Below are 16,717 nucleotides of genomic sequence, written 5' to 3' on the forward strand. Positions count from 1 at the left end.
CATATCACAAAAACCAGGGAAATAGTATTGAAGCTGTCTTGTGCTACAGCCAAGGCAGCGTTTTTTTGTTAACATCGCAGCAATTTTAGTATTGTATAGATATCACTGCCATGACTTCTGCTTATCAACAGCAATTGGCTGAGAAAGTTGAACGTATTCAACAACAGTTTCAAGTCTTCCAAGCACCACCACTACAAGTTTTCCCGTCCGCTGAACAAAACTTCCGTATGCGCGCAGAATTTCGTATTTGGCATCAAGAGGATGACTTATTCTACGCCATGTTTGAGCGTAGCCCAGATCAAAAACAAAAAATTGTACAACGCATCGAGCAGTTCCCGATTGCACATCAGTCGATTAATCAGTTGATGCCGATCTTATTAACAGAGATTAAAAATAATCTTCATCTGTCTAAACGCTTATTTGAAATTCACTTCTTGTGTACTTTACATGGCGATATGTTGGTGTCATTGATTTATCATCGTCAGCTTGACGCGGATTGGCACAGTGCAGCAGCAACATTGGCTCAGCAACTCAACATCAATCTGATTGGACGTTGTCGTGGTGAAAAATATGTATTCGGTGAGCAATTCGTTTTAGAACAATTAACCGTTTCAGCACGTGATTATTGCTATAAGCAATATGAAAATAGTTTCACACAACCCAATGCTGTAGTTTGTCAGTCAATGTTGCAATGGGCTGTGGATGCCATCGCTGGCGACAATCAAGACTTGTTAGAACTGTATTGTGGTAATGGCAATTTCACCTTACCGCTCTCCACACAGTTTAATAAAGTTCTTGCCACAGAACTGGCTAAGTCTTCCGTACAGGCAGCGCAATGGAATATTGCACGTAATCACATTGAGAATATTAAAGTTGCACGTTTATCGGCTGAAGAATTTAGTCAGGCTTTTCGGGGTGAACGCCAATTTAGACGCTTACAAGAAGCGGACATTGCATTAGCAGATTATCAATTTGACACTATTTTTGTTGATCCACCACGTGCAGGCATCGATGCAGACACTTTAGCCTTAATGCAACAGTTTCCGAAAATACTTTATATTTCTTGTAATCCAGACACTTTATACGACAATTTACAGCAGCTCTGTAAGACCCATAAAATTGTTCAATTTGCGCTATTTGATCAATTCCCTTATACCCATCATGTCGAATCTGGGGTGTTATTAGAAAAAGTTACAACTTAATCATGCCCGCGATGATGCCCAAGCTAATCTTAAAATCTGGATGGAGACTAATCCTGAATTTGACTTTTAAGATGGCTTAGGCATATGGTAAAATCACCACAACAAAAATAAATAAACATATAAAATACAAACACTTAATAGTTTTATCCATTTTTTAAGCAATGACAAATATGTGATCCACATCATATAAACATAATCTTCAATTAGACTGCCATATTTAATTTTTTCGTTTAAGAGCTGGCTCATCATCGAAAATATTAGTACTTAATCGCCTATGTATACAGCAGCAATCGCTTGTATTTTATTTTTTATTGGTTATATTTCAATCTATCTTAGGTTGGTAAAGAAGGCTCTATGAGTTTCTGGCATAAAGTATTGTTAATTGATCAACAGCATAACGAGCAAAAAAATCAGATCGCATGTATCGAAAATGATTTTGTTTGCAAGAGCAATGATCAGTTACTCACTGCATTACAGCAAGCAACTGATATCGACATTATCAAGGGAATCAAAAACGTTTTATTGTCTCGTGGCTTTAGTCGCAAAGAACTGGTTTCTTATCTGCCTAGCCAATTTCATAATCACTGATCAGATCGCGCCTATTGGGTGCCTATGACCAGAGGTGCTACAGCCAACATCGGTTTGGCTGAGCACCTTCTAGAAGATCACACTCAAACCTACGCACCAGCATTCCAGCACACACCGCTGAGCAAGTTATCACATTGCAATCCCGTTAGCACTTCATTTGAATACATTACAATTTTAGCTCGGTCATCATAGCCTATTAGCGCCTTATTCCATTGACCATCAGCTCGTTTACCCTCAGCTCATTTATATTGCCAACCTATTTAGGTCTTAGCGCATTTATCCTCTTGGCTTATTTACCCTCTTAGCCATTCACTAATAATAGAATAAGCGTATCTCAGCTTCGCAGCAGTCTATTTATTGAGAAACTGATTTTTGAGAGACTTATTTGAACTCTGTATTTATTTTTGGGTACAGACTGAGCTCTTCATTTAAAAATCTAGTATTTTTTAGTGCAAGCTGTTTTCAATGCATAATGCCTTTGACAAGCGAGAATAGGAGTCATCCGTATTATTACCCGCATTGTATATCGATTTAGATCATTTTAAATATAAATAACTCCATCATATTAATAATTACTCAGGTGTATAAAAAATCCCGAGCAATTTACTTGGTTTAATATTTCTTCAAAAAACCTAGTGTTTTAGTCTAATTTAAAATAAATAATTTAGTTTAACTTTTAGTCAAACACATACACAACTGTTTTAGTTGGTTTAATATTACATATATTAAAATTAATATAAATCAATAATTTATATTAATATTTATTTAAGCTTGATTTATTTTTAAATTTAACACCTATTTAGTCACCAAAACCATTTTACTTTTGTCTTATTTGGTTAATAATAGAATATATATTTTTATGGGCTGGTTTATTATGAGCTTAGTGCCAAAAGATTTTAATGTAAGATTCAAACGCGAGATAATTGCCATATTAATTATTAAGGTGATTATTTTGCTTATCATCAAACATATTTGGTTTGATGCTCCCACTATTCCTAAAGATTTTGACAATCAAGTCGCCGAGCGTATCGCTGGCAATTCTTCCTCAATTAAGGAGACACGTTGATGATTTCTGAAAGCGTGGTCGATCTTTCGCGGTTTCAATTTGCAATGACCGCAATGTATCACTTTATTTTTGTACCTCTCACGCTAGGTCTTGCATTTATCCTTGCCATCATGGAAACCACCTATGTGATTTCAGGTAAGGAAATCTACAAAGACATGACCAAATTTTGGGGTAAATTATTTGGTATTAACTTTGCTCTTGGTGTGACCACCGGTTTAACCATGGAGTTCCAATTCGGAACCAACTGGGCATATTATTCACACTATGTTGGTGATATTTTTGGTGCACCACTTGCCATTGAAGGTTTAATGGCCTTCTTCTTAGAATCAACCTTTATTGGTTTATTCTTCTTTGGTTGGGATCGTCTCTCCAAAGTTCAGCACTTAGGTGTCACCTGGTTGGTTGCCATTGGTTCTAACATGTCTGCTTTGTGGATTTTGGTTGCCAACGGTTGGATGCAAAACCCGGTCGGCTCAGCATTTAACTATGAAACCATGCGTATGGAATTGGTTGATTTCGCCGCATTGATTTTCAACCCAGTTGCACAAGTTAAATTTGTACATACCGTTTCTGCGGGTTATGTCACTGGTGCGATCTTTGTTTTAGCCATCTCAAGTTATTACCTACTCAAGAAACGTGATTTACCTTTTGCGCGTCGCTCATTCGCCATCGCTGCAATTTTTGGTTTAGCATCTACGCTATCCGTGATCTTACTGGGTGATGAATCTGGCTATGAGCTTGGTGATGTACAAAAAACCAAACTGGCTGCCATTGAAGCAGAATGGGATACTCACCCAGCGCCAGCACCGTTTACGTTATTTGGTATTCCCAATAAAGAAACCATGACCACAGATTATGCGGTCAGAATCCCTTATGTAATGGGTCTGATTGCAACTCGCTCTACCGATAAAGAAGTCACTGGGATTAAAGACCTGATTGTGCAACATGAAGACCGTATTCGTAATGGTATGCTTGCATATGGTCAGTTGGAACAACTTCGCGCTGGCGACAAATCTCCTGAATTAAAAGCCGCTTTTGAAAGCACGCAAAAAGATTTAGGTTATGGTTTGCTATTGAAAAAATATACCAGCAATGTGGTTGATGCGACGGATGAACAAATCAAATCTGCTGCCAAAGATACTATTCCACACGTACCTAGCTTATTCTGGGCATTCCGCGCCATGGTTGCGTCTGGTTTCCTCATGTTATTGCTCTTTATTCTAGCTACCTTTGCGGTCGCCAAACGCAATGCAGAGAACAAACCTTGGTTATTAAAATTTGGTTTATTTGCCCTTCCTTTACCATGGGTTGCAGCACAAACCGGTTGGTATGTTGCCGAAGTGGGTCGTCAACCATGGACCATTGGTGAAGTTCTACCGACACACTTGTCAACGTCTACCCTAAGTACGGGCGACATCATGGGCTCTATCGGTGCATTAGCTGCGTTCTACACCATTTTGTTGGTGATCGAAATGTACCTCATGATCAAATTCTCACGCTTAGGTCCAAGTTCTCTACATACGGGTAAGTATCATTTTGAGAAACTCGAAGCGCAACAAAAAGCAAATGAAGGAGCTCAGTCATGATTGAATATGAACTGCTGAAGATCATTTGGTGGGTTTTGGTTGGTGTGTTATTGATCGGCTTTTCCCTCACCGATGGCTTTGATATGGGCTCCATGGCACTTATGCCTTTTGTTGGTAAAACCGATAGCGAACGCCGTGCAGCCATCAATACCATTGCACCACACTGGGATGGTAACCAAGTTTGGTTTATTACCGCTGGTGGTGCTTTATTTGCAGCATGGCCTATGGTGTATGCGACTGCCTTTTCCGGTATGTATTGGGCCTTGTTACTGGTCTTGTTTGCCCTGTTCCTCAGACCTGTAGGCTTTGACTATCGTTCTAAGCTGGAAAATACCAAATGGCGTAATGCTTGGGATTGGGGTTTATGTGTCGGTGGTGCGGTACCTGCGCTGGTGTTCGGGGTTGCTTTTGGGAATATGTTCTTAGGCGTACCGTTTGAACTTGATAACACCCTACGTTCAACTTACAGCGGTAGCTTCTTTGCACTGCTCAACCCATTTGCATTGGTCTGTGGTATTGTCAGTTTAGCCATGCTGTGTGCCCACGGTGGTGCTTGGTTAATGCTTCGTACAGATCACGATCTACGTAAACGTTCTGCAAAAGCAACGCAAATCATGGGTATTGTTTATCTAGCCTGCTTCTTGATTGCTGGTGCTTGGTTATACTTCGGTGGCATCCAAGGCTATAGTCTGGTCACACCTTATGACATCGGCGGCATTGCCAACCCATTGGCGAAAGACGTTTTGGTCAATAACAACCCAGGTTGGATGAACAACTACACTTTATATCCGATTACCATGCTTGCACCGATTGTTGCGATTTTGGGTGCATTGATTACCATTGCAGCAGCATCTGGCAATAAAGCTGGACTCAGTTTTACAGGAACCACCTTAATGGTTACGGGTACAATTTTAACTGCGGGCTTTGCCTTGTTCCCATTCCTGATGCCTTCAAGCATTGACCCGATATCAAGCTTGACCATGTGGGATGCGGTATCCAGTAAAAATACCTTAACCGTGATGACTGTAGCTGCATGTATTTTTGTACCACTTATTTTGTGCTACACCACTTGGTGTTACTACAAAATGTGGGGGGTAGTGACCAAGAAACATATCGAAGACAACTCACACAGTCTGTATTAAGATCGGGTGAAGGAGAAATTAAATGTGGTATTTTGCCTGGATTTTGGGTGTACTCATGGCCTGCTTCGCGGGTGTACTGAGCGCACTCTATATTGAACATCATCAAAATTTAGATGAGGAATAAGCAATGAGTGAAGCAATTCCAACACAAAGTGAAAAGCCCCAGAAATGGGTAATGGCCATATCGTTTTTGTTGGCATTGCCCCTCGCAAGTGTGTTACTACTGCATCCAAGCGCCATGTTAGATGCCAATGGACATTACAATCATAGTAGCCTAATGCTGATTATGATTGGGATCTCTGGTGGCTTCGTTTATGGTGTTGGCTTTGTACCACGCTTTTGGCTTTGGAAATATCTATTCCACCCTGTTTTGGCTTGGCCATTGATGTTATGGGGTTATTACACTTGGTTTGTTGCCTAGACTAGCGTTGTGGATGACATCACCGGAGCAGATTGCGCCAAAGTGGCTGTCTTTTAAGACAGCCGCTTTGTTTTTGTTTCTGCTTTTGTTTCTGCTTTTGTTTCTGCTTTTGTTTCTGCTTTTGTTTCTGCTTTTGTTTCTGCTTTTGTTTCTGCTTTTGTTTCTGCTTTTGTTTCTAATACTGCCCTAAAATCAGTTAATGCCTCGATGATTTCGCCCAACAAGAGCCATATCATTTCATTGCGGTATAGCTACATGCTAGAAAGCGTATGCTGTTGGATGATAAAAGCCTGATTATTTATCACTTAAGTTTGTCACTTAAGTTTGCCCCTGAAGCACAATTGATCTAGCGGTTATTTTACGATACCGGTATAAACAAATGCCTTTTTATCTAAACGATAACGTAGATATTTATTTTGAGGGATATTGTTTTGATCCAGCAAAAGTACATCTACCGTCGTTGCGTTCAGTCGAAAATAATCTGCTTCGTGCTCAAAACTATCTATTTTACTGCAATCATACTCAAGCGTAATTTCATGATTGCTTTTGTTCTTTGCTTGAAAAACATAAGACTTCAATAATTGCTGTGGCCCCAATTGCACCGCCCTTAAAGCATGTATGCCATTACAATTACTGCCCTTATAATAACTGGCTACCAAATATACAGGCTGTTTCTGAATATTCACTTGCTTTACTTCATAAATATGAGAACCTGCGGTGAATTGATCAAATTTTAAAATTTTATTTGTTGAGTTGTTGGCTGCATCATTTTTCGTTACATAGTACTGCACGTAATTATCTGACTCAGCCATCGTGCCACCATGCCCCACATCAAAAGTATAGAATTTTAATTTTTTATCTGGAGAATAGTGAATTTGCAAAAAACCAGCTTTTTGCAAGTCGGGGAAATCATAGTGAAAACTATCTGGGTCTTGTGCAATTGCCTTCAGCATTGAAGTCGCAATATCTTGATTGACATCATAGAAATCATCATCCTGATATTTGCTTAATTGCTGCATTTCCCAAGCCTTCAAGGCCCCAATATCTGCATAGAGTAGGCTCGGAAGTATCGCCAATACAACACTGACAGCCAATACTTTAGGACGCATTTGATGGTTCATCTGTATTTCCTTTCTTGCATTTCCTTTAATTTAACGCTGTAATTTAACTTGCATGTCTGTTAACGCTGCATTTCCGTTAACGCAGCCTTTTATTTATCCAAATAACCATCACTTTATACGCGTTATACGTGCATTGTTTCAGAGCACATCGCTAGAAACCGAATAGAGCAGTGAAACTTTATATTTGATTGGCTCAAATAGCAAATGCAAGACTGATTATCTACAGGCAATACCACGGTATTATCTAAAATAAATACCATAATGCTCCATCAGCAGATTCGTTGCTCAATTTTGCGTATTCAATAAAAATAATCCAGCCCCCAGCGCCAATGTGGTGGATAAATAACCGGGTGTGGTGCGTAATAATGCTAAGAAGCTTTTAACCTCTTGGGCATGTGAAATAACATTATCCACAATTAAAACCCCACCCTGTGGTCGAATAAGCGCCTGCAAATGCGGCCAGTATTCTAAATAAGCATCACGTTCTGCATCTAGCAAGATCAAATCATAAGGTGCTTGGGCTTGGGCAATAAAATCTTTGGCATCGCCAGTCCAAAATTCAATATACTCAGTTAAACCAAAACGTTCTGCATGTTGTTTGGCCTGTGCTGTTCGTTTAGGATCAATTTCTAAACTACTAATATGACCTTGATGCATTGCTGCTGCCTTTGCCATCCAAAGCGTAGAATATCCTGTTGAGGTTCCTATCTCTAAAATTCGTTTCGACTGCTGAATCTGAATCAACATGGCAATAAACTGAGCTGATTCTGGTTCAATATTTCGATAACGCTTTAAACGCTCTGTTTGCTGAGCATCATGCGCTGCAAAACTACGATATAACTGCTGAACATTGGTAATAAATTCTTGATCAAGACTCATCGCCTTTACCCTCTAAGCAATATGGCGCAATAACAACATAGGTTAAGTATATCTATATTGAATAACATCCAGATGACATTCATATATTATCTGCATAGCACTTCTACTACGGTGTCATCGGGGTTTCTATTATACCAGCAGATGCATGTAGAGCTGCATCTGCATGCGCCCTAGATCATGATATTCTTATACTTAAGTACTTAAGCCTTTAAAGCTGTCCTACCTCATGTTTGCATTCGCCTCATTATTTTTCATGCAGCACGGCTATATTTTTACATTTGGCACTCAAATAAAGTCCATCAGATCATCACGACAATTAGACCGTGCTTTTATTGTACTGCTTGGTATAATTTAAAACGTGGTTGCTGTTGACCATTGGGCATATTAATCATTTCCTGAAACATCGATAATGGTCGTGCCCAAATTGAATAATCCCCATACATACACTGATATATCACCAATAGTTCTTCAGTTTCACTATGTTTGGCTGTATATAAAACTTGGTATAAAGGTCCTTTATAATGTTGGTAAATTCCCCGTTGTATTGACATATAGCACTCCTAAGCAATGGTCACCCTTATTATAGTCAACTATTGTCGCTGATTGAGGTTCATCCTATAAATATATTCTTAAACGTCACCCAATAGCAGCAGTTTCCAGCAAAACATCGATGGGCATCAACACTGCTTGGAATGTGCTGTACATATTAAAATTCGGTTAATATCCAAAAATCCGATTGTTTTAATAAAAACTAACTGTTTTACCAATCTGTATAAAATGCCTATCATTGCCTTAAGTTAATAATTCAACTCATTGGAGAGGATGATTATGTTAGACCAAAACATCAAAGCACAACTCAAAACTTACTTAGAACGTTTAGAAAGCCCAATCGAATTGATTGCTAGCTTGGATGACTCGCAAAAATCTGATCAAATCAAAGAGCTAGTCACCGAAATTGCTGAGTTATCTGATTTGGTAACGGCACGCTTTGATGGACAAAACAGTCGTCGTCCAAGTTTTGGGATTGCCAAAGCTGGTGAAGCCGCTCGGGTATTCTTTGCTGGGCTTCCTATGGGACATGAGTTCACCTCATTGATCTTGGCACTATTACAAGTATCGGGTTATGCACCGAAAATTTCTGATGAAGTATTACAACAAATTAAAGATTTAAATATCTCACAGAACTTTGAAGTCTTTGTATCGTTAAGCTGTCATAACTGCCCTGATGTGGTACAAGCCTTGAACCTGATTGCCATTTATAATCCAGGTAGTAGCGCTACCATGATTGATGGTGCATTCTTCCAAGATGAAGTAGAACAACGCAAAATCATGGCTGTGCCAATGTTATTCCAAGAGGGTGAACACATTGGTCAAGGTCGTATGACTTTAGAAGAAATCATTGCTAAATTGGATACGGGTGCGGCTGCAAAAGATGCTGCTCGTCTCAATGCCAAACAAGCATTTGATGTCTTAGTGGTCGGCGGTGGACCTGCGGGTGCAACTGCTGCAATGTATGCGGCACGTAAAGGAATTCGTACAGGTATCGTGGCTGAACGTTTTGGTGGGCAAGTCATGGACACCATGGACATTGAGAACTTTATTTCTGTACTCAAAACTCAAGGTCCAACTTTTGGTAGCAGTATGGAACAACATGTTCGCCACTATGAAGTTGACATCATGAACTTACAAAAAGTGCAAACCATTACTGGTGCAGATCAATCTGCTTCAGGCTTGGTTGAACTTGAATTGGAAAATGGTGCAAAACTGAGCTCTAAAACAGTCATCTTATCAACTGGCGCACGCTGGAGAGAGATGAACATTCCGGGTGAGCAAGAATATCGTACCCGTGGCGTTGCATATTGCCCACACTGTGATGGTCCGTTATTTAAAGGTAAAAAAGTTGCCGTTGTCGGTGGTGGTAACTCTGGTGTCGAAGCGGCTATTGATCTTGCAGGAATTGTAGAACATGTAACTTTGGTCGAGTTTGGTGATGAACTGCGTGCTGACCAAGTATTACAAAACAAATTGCGTAGCTTACCCAATGTCAGCATTATCGTCAGTGCGCTGTCAACTGAAGTCTTGGGCGATGGCAGCCAAGTCACTGGTTTAAAATACCAAGATCGCAAAACACAGCAAGAGCATACACTTGAGCTAGCTGGGATCTTTGTACAAATTGGTTTATTGCCCAATACCGAATTTTTGCAAGGGCAAGTTGAATTGAGCAATCGTGGTGAAATTGTGGTGAATGATCGCAATGAAACCAATATAAAAGGTGTGTTTGCTGCAGGTGACTGTACAACTGTTCCGTATAAACAAATCATCATTGCCGCTGGTGAAGGTGCCAAAGCATCACTTTCTGCATTTGATTATATTATTCGTTCAGGTCACCAAGACTAAATGCCCCATACACTAGCGATCAACAGCTTAGTTTAAACACCTTGCTACGATATTTACTGCTGTTCCTCAGCCAGCTGTTCTCATGAACAGCTGGTTTTTTTAACATGATGATATTGCGCAATATAAAAGCGTGCTTGAATAATTTCTAAACCGGTGCCAAATAGGCACTCACTAAAGTTTTCCAACACTGCGCACCAATTAAAATATTGTCATCATTAAAATCATAGCGGGCATTATGGATTGAACACCCATGATGTTCTCCCTCACCATTGCCTAAGAAAAAATAACAACCAGGTAATTCTTGCAGCATCCAAGCAAAATCTTCGGAGCCCATTAATTTTTTATACTGTCGTTTTACGTCTACCCCAGCACCTTGCTGTAAATGCTCAGCCAAGAATTGGCTTTCTGCGGCACTATTTACCGTTGCAGGGACCAAGTTGTTTTGGGTCATACTTATTTTAACTGCGTAGCTGATTTCTATTCCGGCTATAATTTGCTGCAAACGCGTATTTATTTTTTGTAATACCGCCTCTTGATTGGTACGAATACTAATTTGTAGCTCAATATCATGCGGAATAATATTATATACCGTACCACAATGGATCGAACCGATACTGATTGCCGCATCGTCATCCACCGCCAAATTACGTGATTTAATGGTTTGTAAAGCGTCAATCAAAGCAGATAAAGCCATAATGGGATCTTGGGTCAGTTCAGGCATCGCACCATGCCCACCCACCCCGCGGATCCGACAAACAACGTGTTGTGATGCAGCCATCACAGCACCCTCTTGCACGACGACTGTTCCCAAGGCAATGCCAGGCATATTATGTAATGCAAAAACCGCGTCACATGGAAAACGCTCAAATAAACCATCTTCTAGCATTTTTTTTGCCCCAGTTAAGGTTTCTTCGGCTGGCTGAAAAATTAAATTTAACGTCCCTTCCCAATCCTCTTGTGCGGCAATCCATTCTGCTGCTGCCAATAAAATTGCAGTATGACCATCATGACCACACGCATGCATACGTCCTTTATGACGACTGCTATAGGGCAAATTATTTTGTTCTTCAATCGGTAACGCATCCATATCGGCACGGATTCCCAAACGTTTCGGCGATTGCCCACGTTGCATCACGGCGACGACCCCTTGACCTCCCACATAGCGATGTACTTGATACCCTAGATCATCCAAAGTATCTGCGATTAATGTTGCGGTATTTTCAGTTTGCTCACCCAATTCTGGATACTGATGTAAATGGTGACGAATCTCGATAAATTTTTGTAAAAATTGGCTATTCATAGCGACTTCCTTTTAGGTCTTTGTCGTGCTGGACGTGACGGTGATCTTTAGGTTTATGTCACGCTTTTATTAATTTTTTTATAGCTAAATTCAAGCACATCATCTTTCATTAAGACTACGGCTAACATTCCAATCATTTGCGCTAAAATCAGATAATACGCCGGTGCTGCATAATTAAAAATTTCACTGAGCCAAATCACTAAAAATGGCGCAAAACCACCAAAGGTCATGACGGCAATATTATAAGCAATCGACATCGCCGTGGTTCTTCCCATTATTCTAAATTGCTCACTCACCAATGCCGGTGCCGGACCCAATAATAGACCAATCCCTACACACAAAACGCACTGCATAAGCAATACAGCACCTTGAGATTTTTCAGTAAAGACATAGTGATATAAGGGTAAAGTCGTCACGATTAAGATAGAAAGACCTAAAATAATCACTGGCTTGCGTCCAATATAATCGGACCATAAACCTGCTAGAGGAATAACCAACATTAATAATAAAACCGCTACAGCTTGTAAAATTAAAAGGTCCGAGAGCACGATGCCTAGCTTGATATATAAATACGTCGGCGTATTGATCAATACCACATAAAAAGCGGCTGTAGCACTTATGCTAAGCCCGATGGTTAAAATAATTTGTTTGATCGACGCTTTTAGGTTTTGCGCAATCATAGATAATGGCTGACTCGCCTGTACACGTTGTTGTTGATAGGCTTCATTTTCATCTAATTGATAGCGAATCCATAAACCCACTGGGCAAATCAATAATCCGACAAAAAATAATAAACGCCAGCCCCAACTCATAAATGCCTCAGCGGACAAATAATGACTCAATAATGCGGCAAAACCTGAGCCAAATAATATTGCCAAACATTGTCCAAAAAATTGCCATGAGCCATAAAGTCCTTTGCGATTGGCTGGCGATGCCTCGATCACATATGCTGTAGAGCTGGCGAACTCACCACCTGTGGCAAAACCTTGAATCATCCGTGCAATGACCATAATAATCGGTGCTGCAATGCCAATACTGGCCGCGGTGGGTAAAAACGTTATCAGCAATACCGACAGTGTCATTAAAGCAATAATCACTTCTAAAATAAATTTTCGACCTTTTTTATCGGCATAATATCCCAAAACCAATCCCCCTATGGGACGCATAAGGAAACCAACACCAAAGGTCGCCAAGGCCATTAATAATGACGTTACTGGATTTTGTTCTGGAAAATAAAGCTGTGCTATGGTGGTTGCCAAAAAACCGTAAATTAAAAAGTCATACCATTCCAAGGCATTGCCAATCACCGCAGAGATAATTTTATTTTTAGCCTGCTGTTGCATCTCATCCTCCTTGTTGACTGTTTTTTAGTTATAATCAACATTCGCAGAATAATTGTTGTTGCAATCTACTTTTAAAGTACTTGGCTTGTTTATATTAAAACCTGTCGCTCTATTTATGGGTATTACTTTATTCTCTATAGTGCCATTCTCGATAATGCATTACGCTCATGTGTCGTTTCGAGTGACGTGATTTATAATTGAACGACCATATACTTTTAAATCTGTATGCTAAAAAAATATACTGCTTCAATGACTTTTGCAAGAAATTTAAATATGCTACTGGCAAGGTCTACACCTTGTCATTATTCCTGTTTGATCGATCAAATACGCGTGATAAAAGCATTGAATACCATGCTTAAAGCAAATATTTTTTGATTTAAACCATCATTACATGGATTATGTATGAGCTATTCACATCATTCAGAACCACATTTTATTCATCGTGCCGGTTGGTTACGTGCAGCTGTTTTAGGTGCCAACGATGGCATTATTTCAGTGACCAGTTTGGTTATGGGAATGGCTGCCAGTGGTGCCAGTAGCCAAACATTGTTGATTGCCTGTGTTGCTGGACTGATTTCAGGTGCCACCTCTATGGCGGCCGGTGAATATATTTCGGTCAAATCACAATCCGATATTGAAGAAGCGGATTTAAAAACTGAAGCACGCGAGCTAAAGCATAATCCGACATTAGAATTAAAAGAACTCACACATATTTATATCATGCGGGGTCTTACCCCAGCGTTGGCAGAACAAGTTGCCGCACAACTCACCGCCAAAGATGCTTTAGAAGCCCATGCGCGCGATGAAATTGGGATTAATGAGGCAACCAGCGCTAAACCTTTACAAGCTGCCGCCTCCTCTGCTGGATCTTTTACGCTTGGAGCATTGTGTCCGATGCTGGCAATTTTACTCAGTCCAGCACACCTGATTCAAAATACAGTGGCGGTAGTGGGAGTATTATCCTTACTGGCGCTGGGCGCTTTAGCCAGTTATTTCTCAGGCACTTCAATGCTTAAAGGCAGTTTAAGAGTGACCATCTGGGGCGTGATTGCCATGCTCTTTGCCAGTTGGATTGGTTCATTCTTTGATGTGCCAATCTAAGGCAGAGCAATTGATGAGCTACTGTCTTTCTAGAGGTCTTTATCTTAAGAACATCCAAACCAATTTAACTTAAGTCTTTTTCGTTTAAATAACGCCAATATCGTTTGGGCAGGTATTGGATATGCAGTTTTAAATTTTGCCGAGATGATATATTCACGCTCTGAAAATAATCTTTCCACAGTTGGTCATATTGTCGTTCTTGTTCATCCAACGCAACACTAAACTGCTGACTTTGACCAGTGCCTAGATGGGAATCAATCTGCTCGGCATGCATTGCAACTTGATGTATCTCGGTTAAATCATAGTAAATTCCATATCGCCGACGCTCATCATAAATTAACCACTGTTGATCCTGATAACGCTGCTGAAAATGCGCTTGGATGATCGGTAATACATCAAAATCTGGACGGATTAAACTTAAATACAGCGCTTGTTTGGTTTTTTTAAAACGCACAAAAGCTTCCATACGATGTTTTTCACGTCCGACTTGTTTAGCCCATTGTGCCACTGCTAATACATCTGGATGACCATAATCTTCTGCCACAGATTGCTTGGATTGAAAAACATAAACTAAAAAATTAAAAATATGCTGATGTGCACATGGTTGCTCAGACAGAAATGCATAATAAACTCTACGCAATGCACCCGATGAAAGTTTTTTCTGCAAGGCAATCCAAACCCGTTCCGCATGTGCTGTGTGCGTAGCAACTTCAATTGAATCTGTAAATAGCTGCTGTTGCAGCGCTTGTGACCTCTGCAACGTAATCCCGAACTCTCGAAATTGAAAAGCGCGAAATACACAGCTTAATAAACCGGCTAAACTACCGTCATAACCATAAATCATCTGTTAAAAACCAAAACTGAGTTGAGGCGATAAAGGCTTTTGATATTTAGATTGACTGGTCTGTAAAATGTTCTGACGGATCGCTTGACTGGTCATTGCGCGCTGATGCGCAGGACTATCCTGACATCGAATAAAGTATTGCGCACGGTTATAAGCGACGCCTATACGTTTTAATTGTTCAATGCGTATTTTACCAAAACGTCTAGCTTTGATAATTTTCTTTGCGGATGTCACACCTATGCCAGGCACTCTTAAAATCATGGCATATTCAGCGTTATTTAAGTCGACTGGAAATTGTTCTGGATGTCTTAAAGCCCAACTCAATTTGGGATCAATCTCTAAGTCTAAATTGGGTTGCTGTGCATCCAATAACTCTTCTGCGGCAAAGCCATAAAATCGCATCAGCCAATCACTTTGATATAAGCGATTTTCACGGATGAGTGGCGGTGCACTACCTACAGCAGGTAATGCGGTATCTTCAGCATTAATCGGGATATAACCCGAATAATAAACCCGTTTTAACTTAAACTCACGATAATGCCGATCTGCCATTAAAATCACATCACGATCTGTTTCATGATGAGCCCCCACCACCATTTGCGTTGTTTGCCCAGCGGGAACAAAATGTATAGCTTTGCTAGATTGTTTAGACTCATCTTGTAGTTGCATACGACAGTCACGAATATAAGCCATATCATGTTGCACAATCTGATGTGATTTTTCTGGTGCAAAACGCTTCAGTCCAGCTACTGTTGGCATTTCTAAGTTACTACTCATGCGGTCAACATATAAACCTATCGCATGTATTAATGCCGGTGCCGCGCCTGGGATTGTTTTAAGGTGGATATAACCGTGAAAATTTTCTTCTAAACGTAATTTCTTCACCACCTGTAGCATACGTTCCATCGTATGGTCAGCAGATTTAAATATTCCTGAGCTTAAAAATAAACCCTCAATATAATTACGGCGATAAAAATTAATGGTGAGATCAACCACTTCTTGTACGGTAAATGCCGCTCGTCGTACATCATTGGAACGGCGAGACACGCAATATGCACAGTCATAGATACAGACATTACTCAATAAAATTTTGAGCAATGATACGCAGCGACCATCTTCGGTATAACTATGGCAAATGCCATGCCCGGTATTGCCCAATCCTTGATTTTTATTTTGGCGACGACTGCCACTTGAAGAGCAAGACACATCATATTTTGCCGCGTCGGCTAAAATTTGTAGTTTTTCACGCATTCTATCTGACATTGCCACACCATCTTATTTACCTAGCGCATTCAGTGCAAAAAATAAACGAATGTAATTTTTTTTACTAGCATCTAGTGGCAATAAAACGACATCAGATGACGCCTTATAATCGAGATCTTTACATGCAAAATCTCTGCGTACAATATCTCTACTACATGCAAAATCTCTGTATGCAAAGCCTCTACATCAATGGCATCACATTATCAGGGCTAAACCCAAACGGTCCAATACAGTGCTCATGCGCTGCACAACATATTAGACATCCGCTCACAACAGCGCCTATCAAATTTCTGAAAAAATCATCCAATCGATGCTTCTATGTGGCATGATTACTTTTGCAAGTCACTTGCACCGAGAATGACGTTCCTCAAAAACAGATATTTTAAATGATGCGCTATCAATAAAATAAATGATGAATATCAGTTGCTTCATTTGGAATGAATCCGCTAACGTAGTGTGATAAA

At 40.1% G+C, this 16,717-nt stretch carries 17 protein-coding genes; 9 read left to right on the plus strand and 8 right to left on the minus strand.

Going from position 1 to position 16,717, the window contains the following annotated elements; translation table 11 throughout:
- Positions 1 to 110: 110 nt before the first annotated feature.
- The 7 genes from trmA to BFG52_RS10630 all read left to right on the plus strand — a co-directional run bounded on the left by trmA (position 111) and on the right by BFG52_RS10630 (position 6,005).
- Positions 111 to 1,202: a tRNA (uridine(54)-C5)-methyltransferase TrmA gene (trmA, locus tag BFG52_RS10600; RefSeq protein WP_067555807.1), complete on the plus strand. Its 1,092-nt coding sequence runs from the start codon at positions 111 to 113 to the stop codon at positions 1,200 to 1,202.
- 354 nt (positions 1,203 to 1,556) lie between these two features.
- A complete protein-coding gene (locus BFG52_RS10605) occupies positions 1,557 to 1,790 on the plus strand; it encodes a hypothetical protein (protein WP_067555810.1) in 234 nt (77 codons plus the stop codon).
- Between the two features lie 874 nt (positions 1,791 to 2,664).
- Complete coding sequence (cydP, locus tag BFG52_RS10610; RefSeq protein WP_067559466.1) at positions 2,665 to 2,856, plus strand: cytochrome oxidase putative small subunit CydP; 192 nt, start codon at positions 2,665 to 2,667, stop codon at positions 2,854 to 2,856.
- Positions 2,856 to 4,442: a cytochrome ubiquinol oxidase subunit I gene (locus BFG52_RS10615; RefSeq protein WP_067555812.1), complete on the plus strand. Its 1,587-nt coding sequence runs from the start codon at positions 2,856 to 2,858 to the stop codon at positions 4,440 to 4,442. Before cydP ends, BFG52_RS10615 begins: the two co-directional genes overlap by 1 nt.
- A complete protein-coding gene (cydB, locus tag BFG52_RS10620) occupies positions 4,439 to 5,584 on the plus strand; it encodes a cytochrome d ubiquinol oxidase subunit II (RefSeq protein ID WP_067555815.1) in 1,146 nt (381 codons plus the stop codon). The genes BFG52_RS10615 and cydB overlap by 4 nt, the downstream gene beginning before the upstream one ends.
- 22 nt (positions 5,585 to 5,606) lie before the next feature.
- The gene (gene cydX / locus BFG52_RS10625; RefSeq protein ID WP_067555818.1) at positions 5,607 to 5,708 is read left to right on the plus strand and encodes a cytochrome bd-I oxidase subunit CydX; all 102 of its coding nucleotides are present in this window, start codon (positions 5,607 to 5,609) and stop codon (positions 5,706 to 5,708) included.
- A 3-nt stretch (positions 5,709 to 5,711) separates the two neighbouring features.
- Entirely contained in the window at positions 5,712 to 6,005 is a 294-nt protein-coding gene (locus BFG52_RS10630; protein ID WP_067555821.1) for a cyd operon YbgE family protein, read from the plus strand.
- A 53-nt stretch (positions 6,006 to 6,058) separates the two neighbouring features.
- On the opposite strand, the gene BFG52_RS10635 is transcribed toward BFG52_RS10630, so the two are convergent.
- From BFG52_RS10635 to BFG52_RS10650, 4 genes are all read right to left on the minus strand, one after another.
- Positions 6,059 to 6,229 carry a hypothetical protein gene (locus BFG52_RS10635; RefSeq protein ID WP_157758101.1) on the minus strand — a complete coding sequence of 57 codons (171 nt, stop codon included), beginning with the start codon at positions 6,227 to 6,229 and terminating at the stop codon, positions 6,059 to 6,061.
- Positions 6,230 to 6,358: 129 nt separating this feature from the next.
- Complete coding sequence (locus tag BFG52_RS10640) at positions 6,359 to 7,126, minus strand: hypothetical protein (RefSeq protein ID WP_081408688.1); 768 nt, start codon at positions 7,124 to 7,126, stop codon at positions 6,359 to 6,361.
- A 285-nt stretch (positions 7,127 to 7,411) separates the two neighbouring features.
- Positions 7,412 to 8,005, minus strand: coding sequence for an O-methyltransferase (locus tag BFG52_RS10645; protein WP_067555827.1), 594 nt, complete (start codon positions 8,003 to 8,005; stop codon positions 7,412 to 7,414).
- A gap of 329 nt (positions 8,006 to 8,334) precedes the next feature.
- The gene (locus BFG52_RS10650; protein WP_067555830.1) at positions 8,335 to 8,556 is read right to left on the minus strand and encodes a DUF1653 domain-containing protein; all 222 of its coding nucleotides are present in this window, start codon (positions 8,554 to 8,556) and stop codon (positions 8,335 to 8,337) included.
- A 277-nt stretch (positions 8,557 to 8,833) separates the two neighbouring features.
- On the opposite strand from BFG52_RS10650, the gene ahpF reads away from it, so the two are divergent.
- Positions 8,834 to 10,402: an alkyl hydroperoxide reductase subunit F gene (gene ahpF, locus BFG52_RS10655; RefSeq protein WP_067555833.1), complete on the plus strand. Its 1,569-nt coding sequence runs from the start codon at positions 8,834 to 8,836 to the stop codon at positions 10,400 to 10,402.
- Positions 10,403 to 10,547: 145 nt separating this feature from the next.
- On the opposite strand, the gene BFG52_RS10660 is transcribed toward ahpF, so the two are convergent.
- Both BFG52_RS10660 and BFG52_RS10665 read right to left on the minus strand, forming a co-directional pair.
- Positions 10,548 to 11,702, minus strand: a complete 1,155-nt coding sequence (locus tag BFG52_RS10660) for an amidohydrolase (RefSeq protein ID WP_067555836.1) — start codon at positions 11,700 to 11,702, stop codon at positions 10,548 to 10,550.
- Between the two features lie 53 nt (positions 11,703 to 11,755).
- Positions 11,756 to 13,045: an MFS transporter gene (locus BFG52_RS10665; protein WP_067555839.1), complete on the minus strand. Its 1,290-nt coding sequence runs from the start codon at positions 13,043 to 13,045 to the stop codon at positions 11,756 to 11,758.
- A gap of 402 nt (positions 13,046 to 13,447) precedes the next feature.
- Between BFG52_RS10665 and BFG52_RS10670 the strand changes: the two genes are divergently transcribed.
- Positions 13,448 to 14,146 carry a VIT1/CCC1 transporter family protein gene (locus BFG52_RS10670; protein WP_067555842.1) on the plus strand — a complete coding sequence of 233 codons (699 nt, stop codon included), beginning with the start codon at positions 13,448 to 13,450 and terminating at the stop codon, positions 14,144 to 14,146.
- 64 nt (positions 14,147 to 14,210) lie between these two features.
- Here BFG52_RS10670 and BFG52_RS10675 read toward each other — a convergent pair whose 3' ends face one another.
- Positions 14,211 to 14,990, minus strand: a complete 780-nt coding sequence (locus BFG52_RS10675; protein ID WP_067555844.1) for a TIGR03915 family putative DNA repair protein — start codon at positions 14,988 to 14,990, stop codon at positions 14,211 to 14,213.
- A 3-nt stretch (positions 14,991 to 14,993) separates the two neighbouring features.
- Complete coding sequence (locus BFG52_RS10680) at positions 14,994 to 16,253, minus strand: putative DNA modification/repair radical SAM protein (RefSeq protein WP_067555846.1); 1,260 nt, start codon at positions 16,251 to 16,253, stop codon at positions 14,994 to 14,996.
- Between the last annotated feature and the right edge of the window lie 464 nt (positions 16,254 to 16,717).

Source organism: Acinetobacter larvae (genome assembly GCF_001704115.1).
In the GTDB taxonomy this organism is placed as follows: domain Bacteria; phylum Pseudomonadota; class Gammaproteobacteria; order Pseudomonadales; family Moraxellaceae; genus Acinetobacter; species Acinetobacter larvae.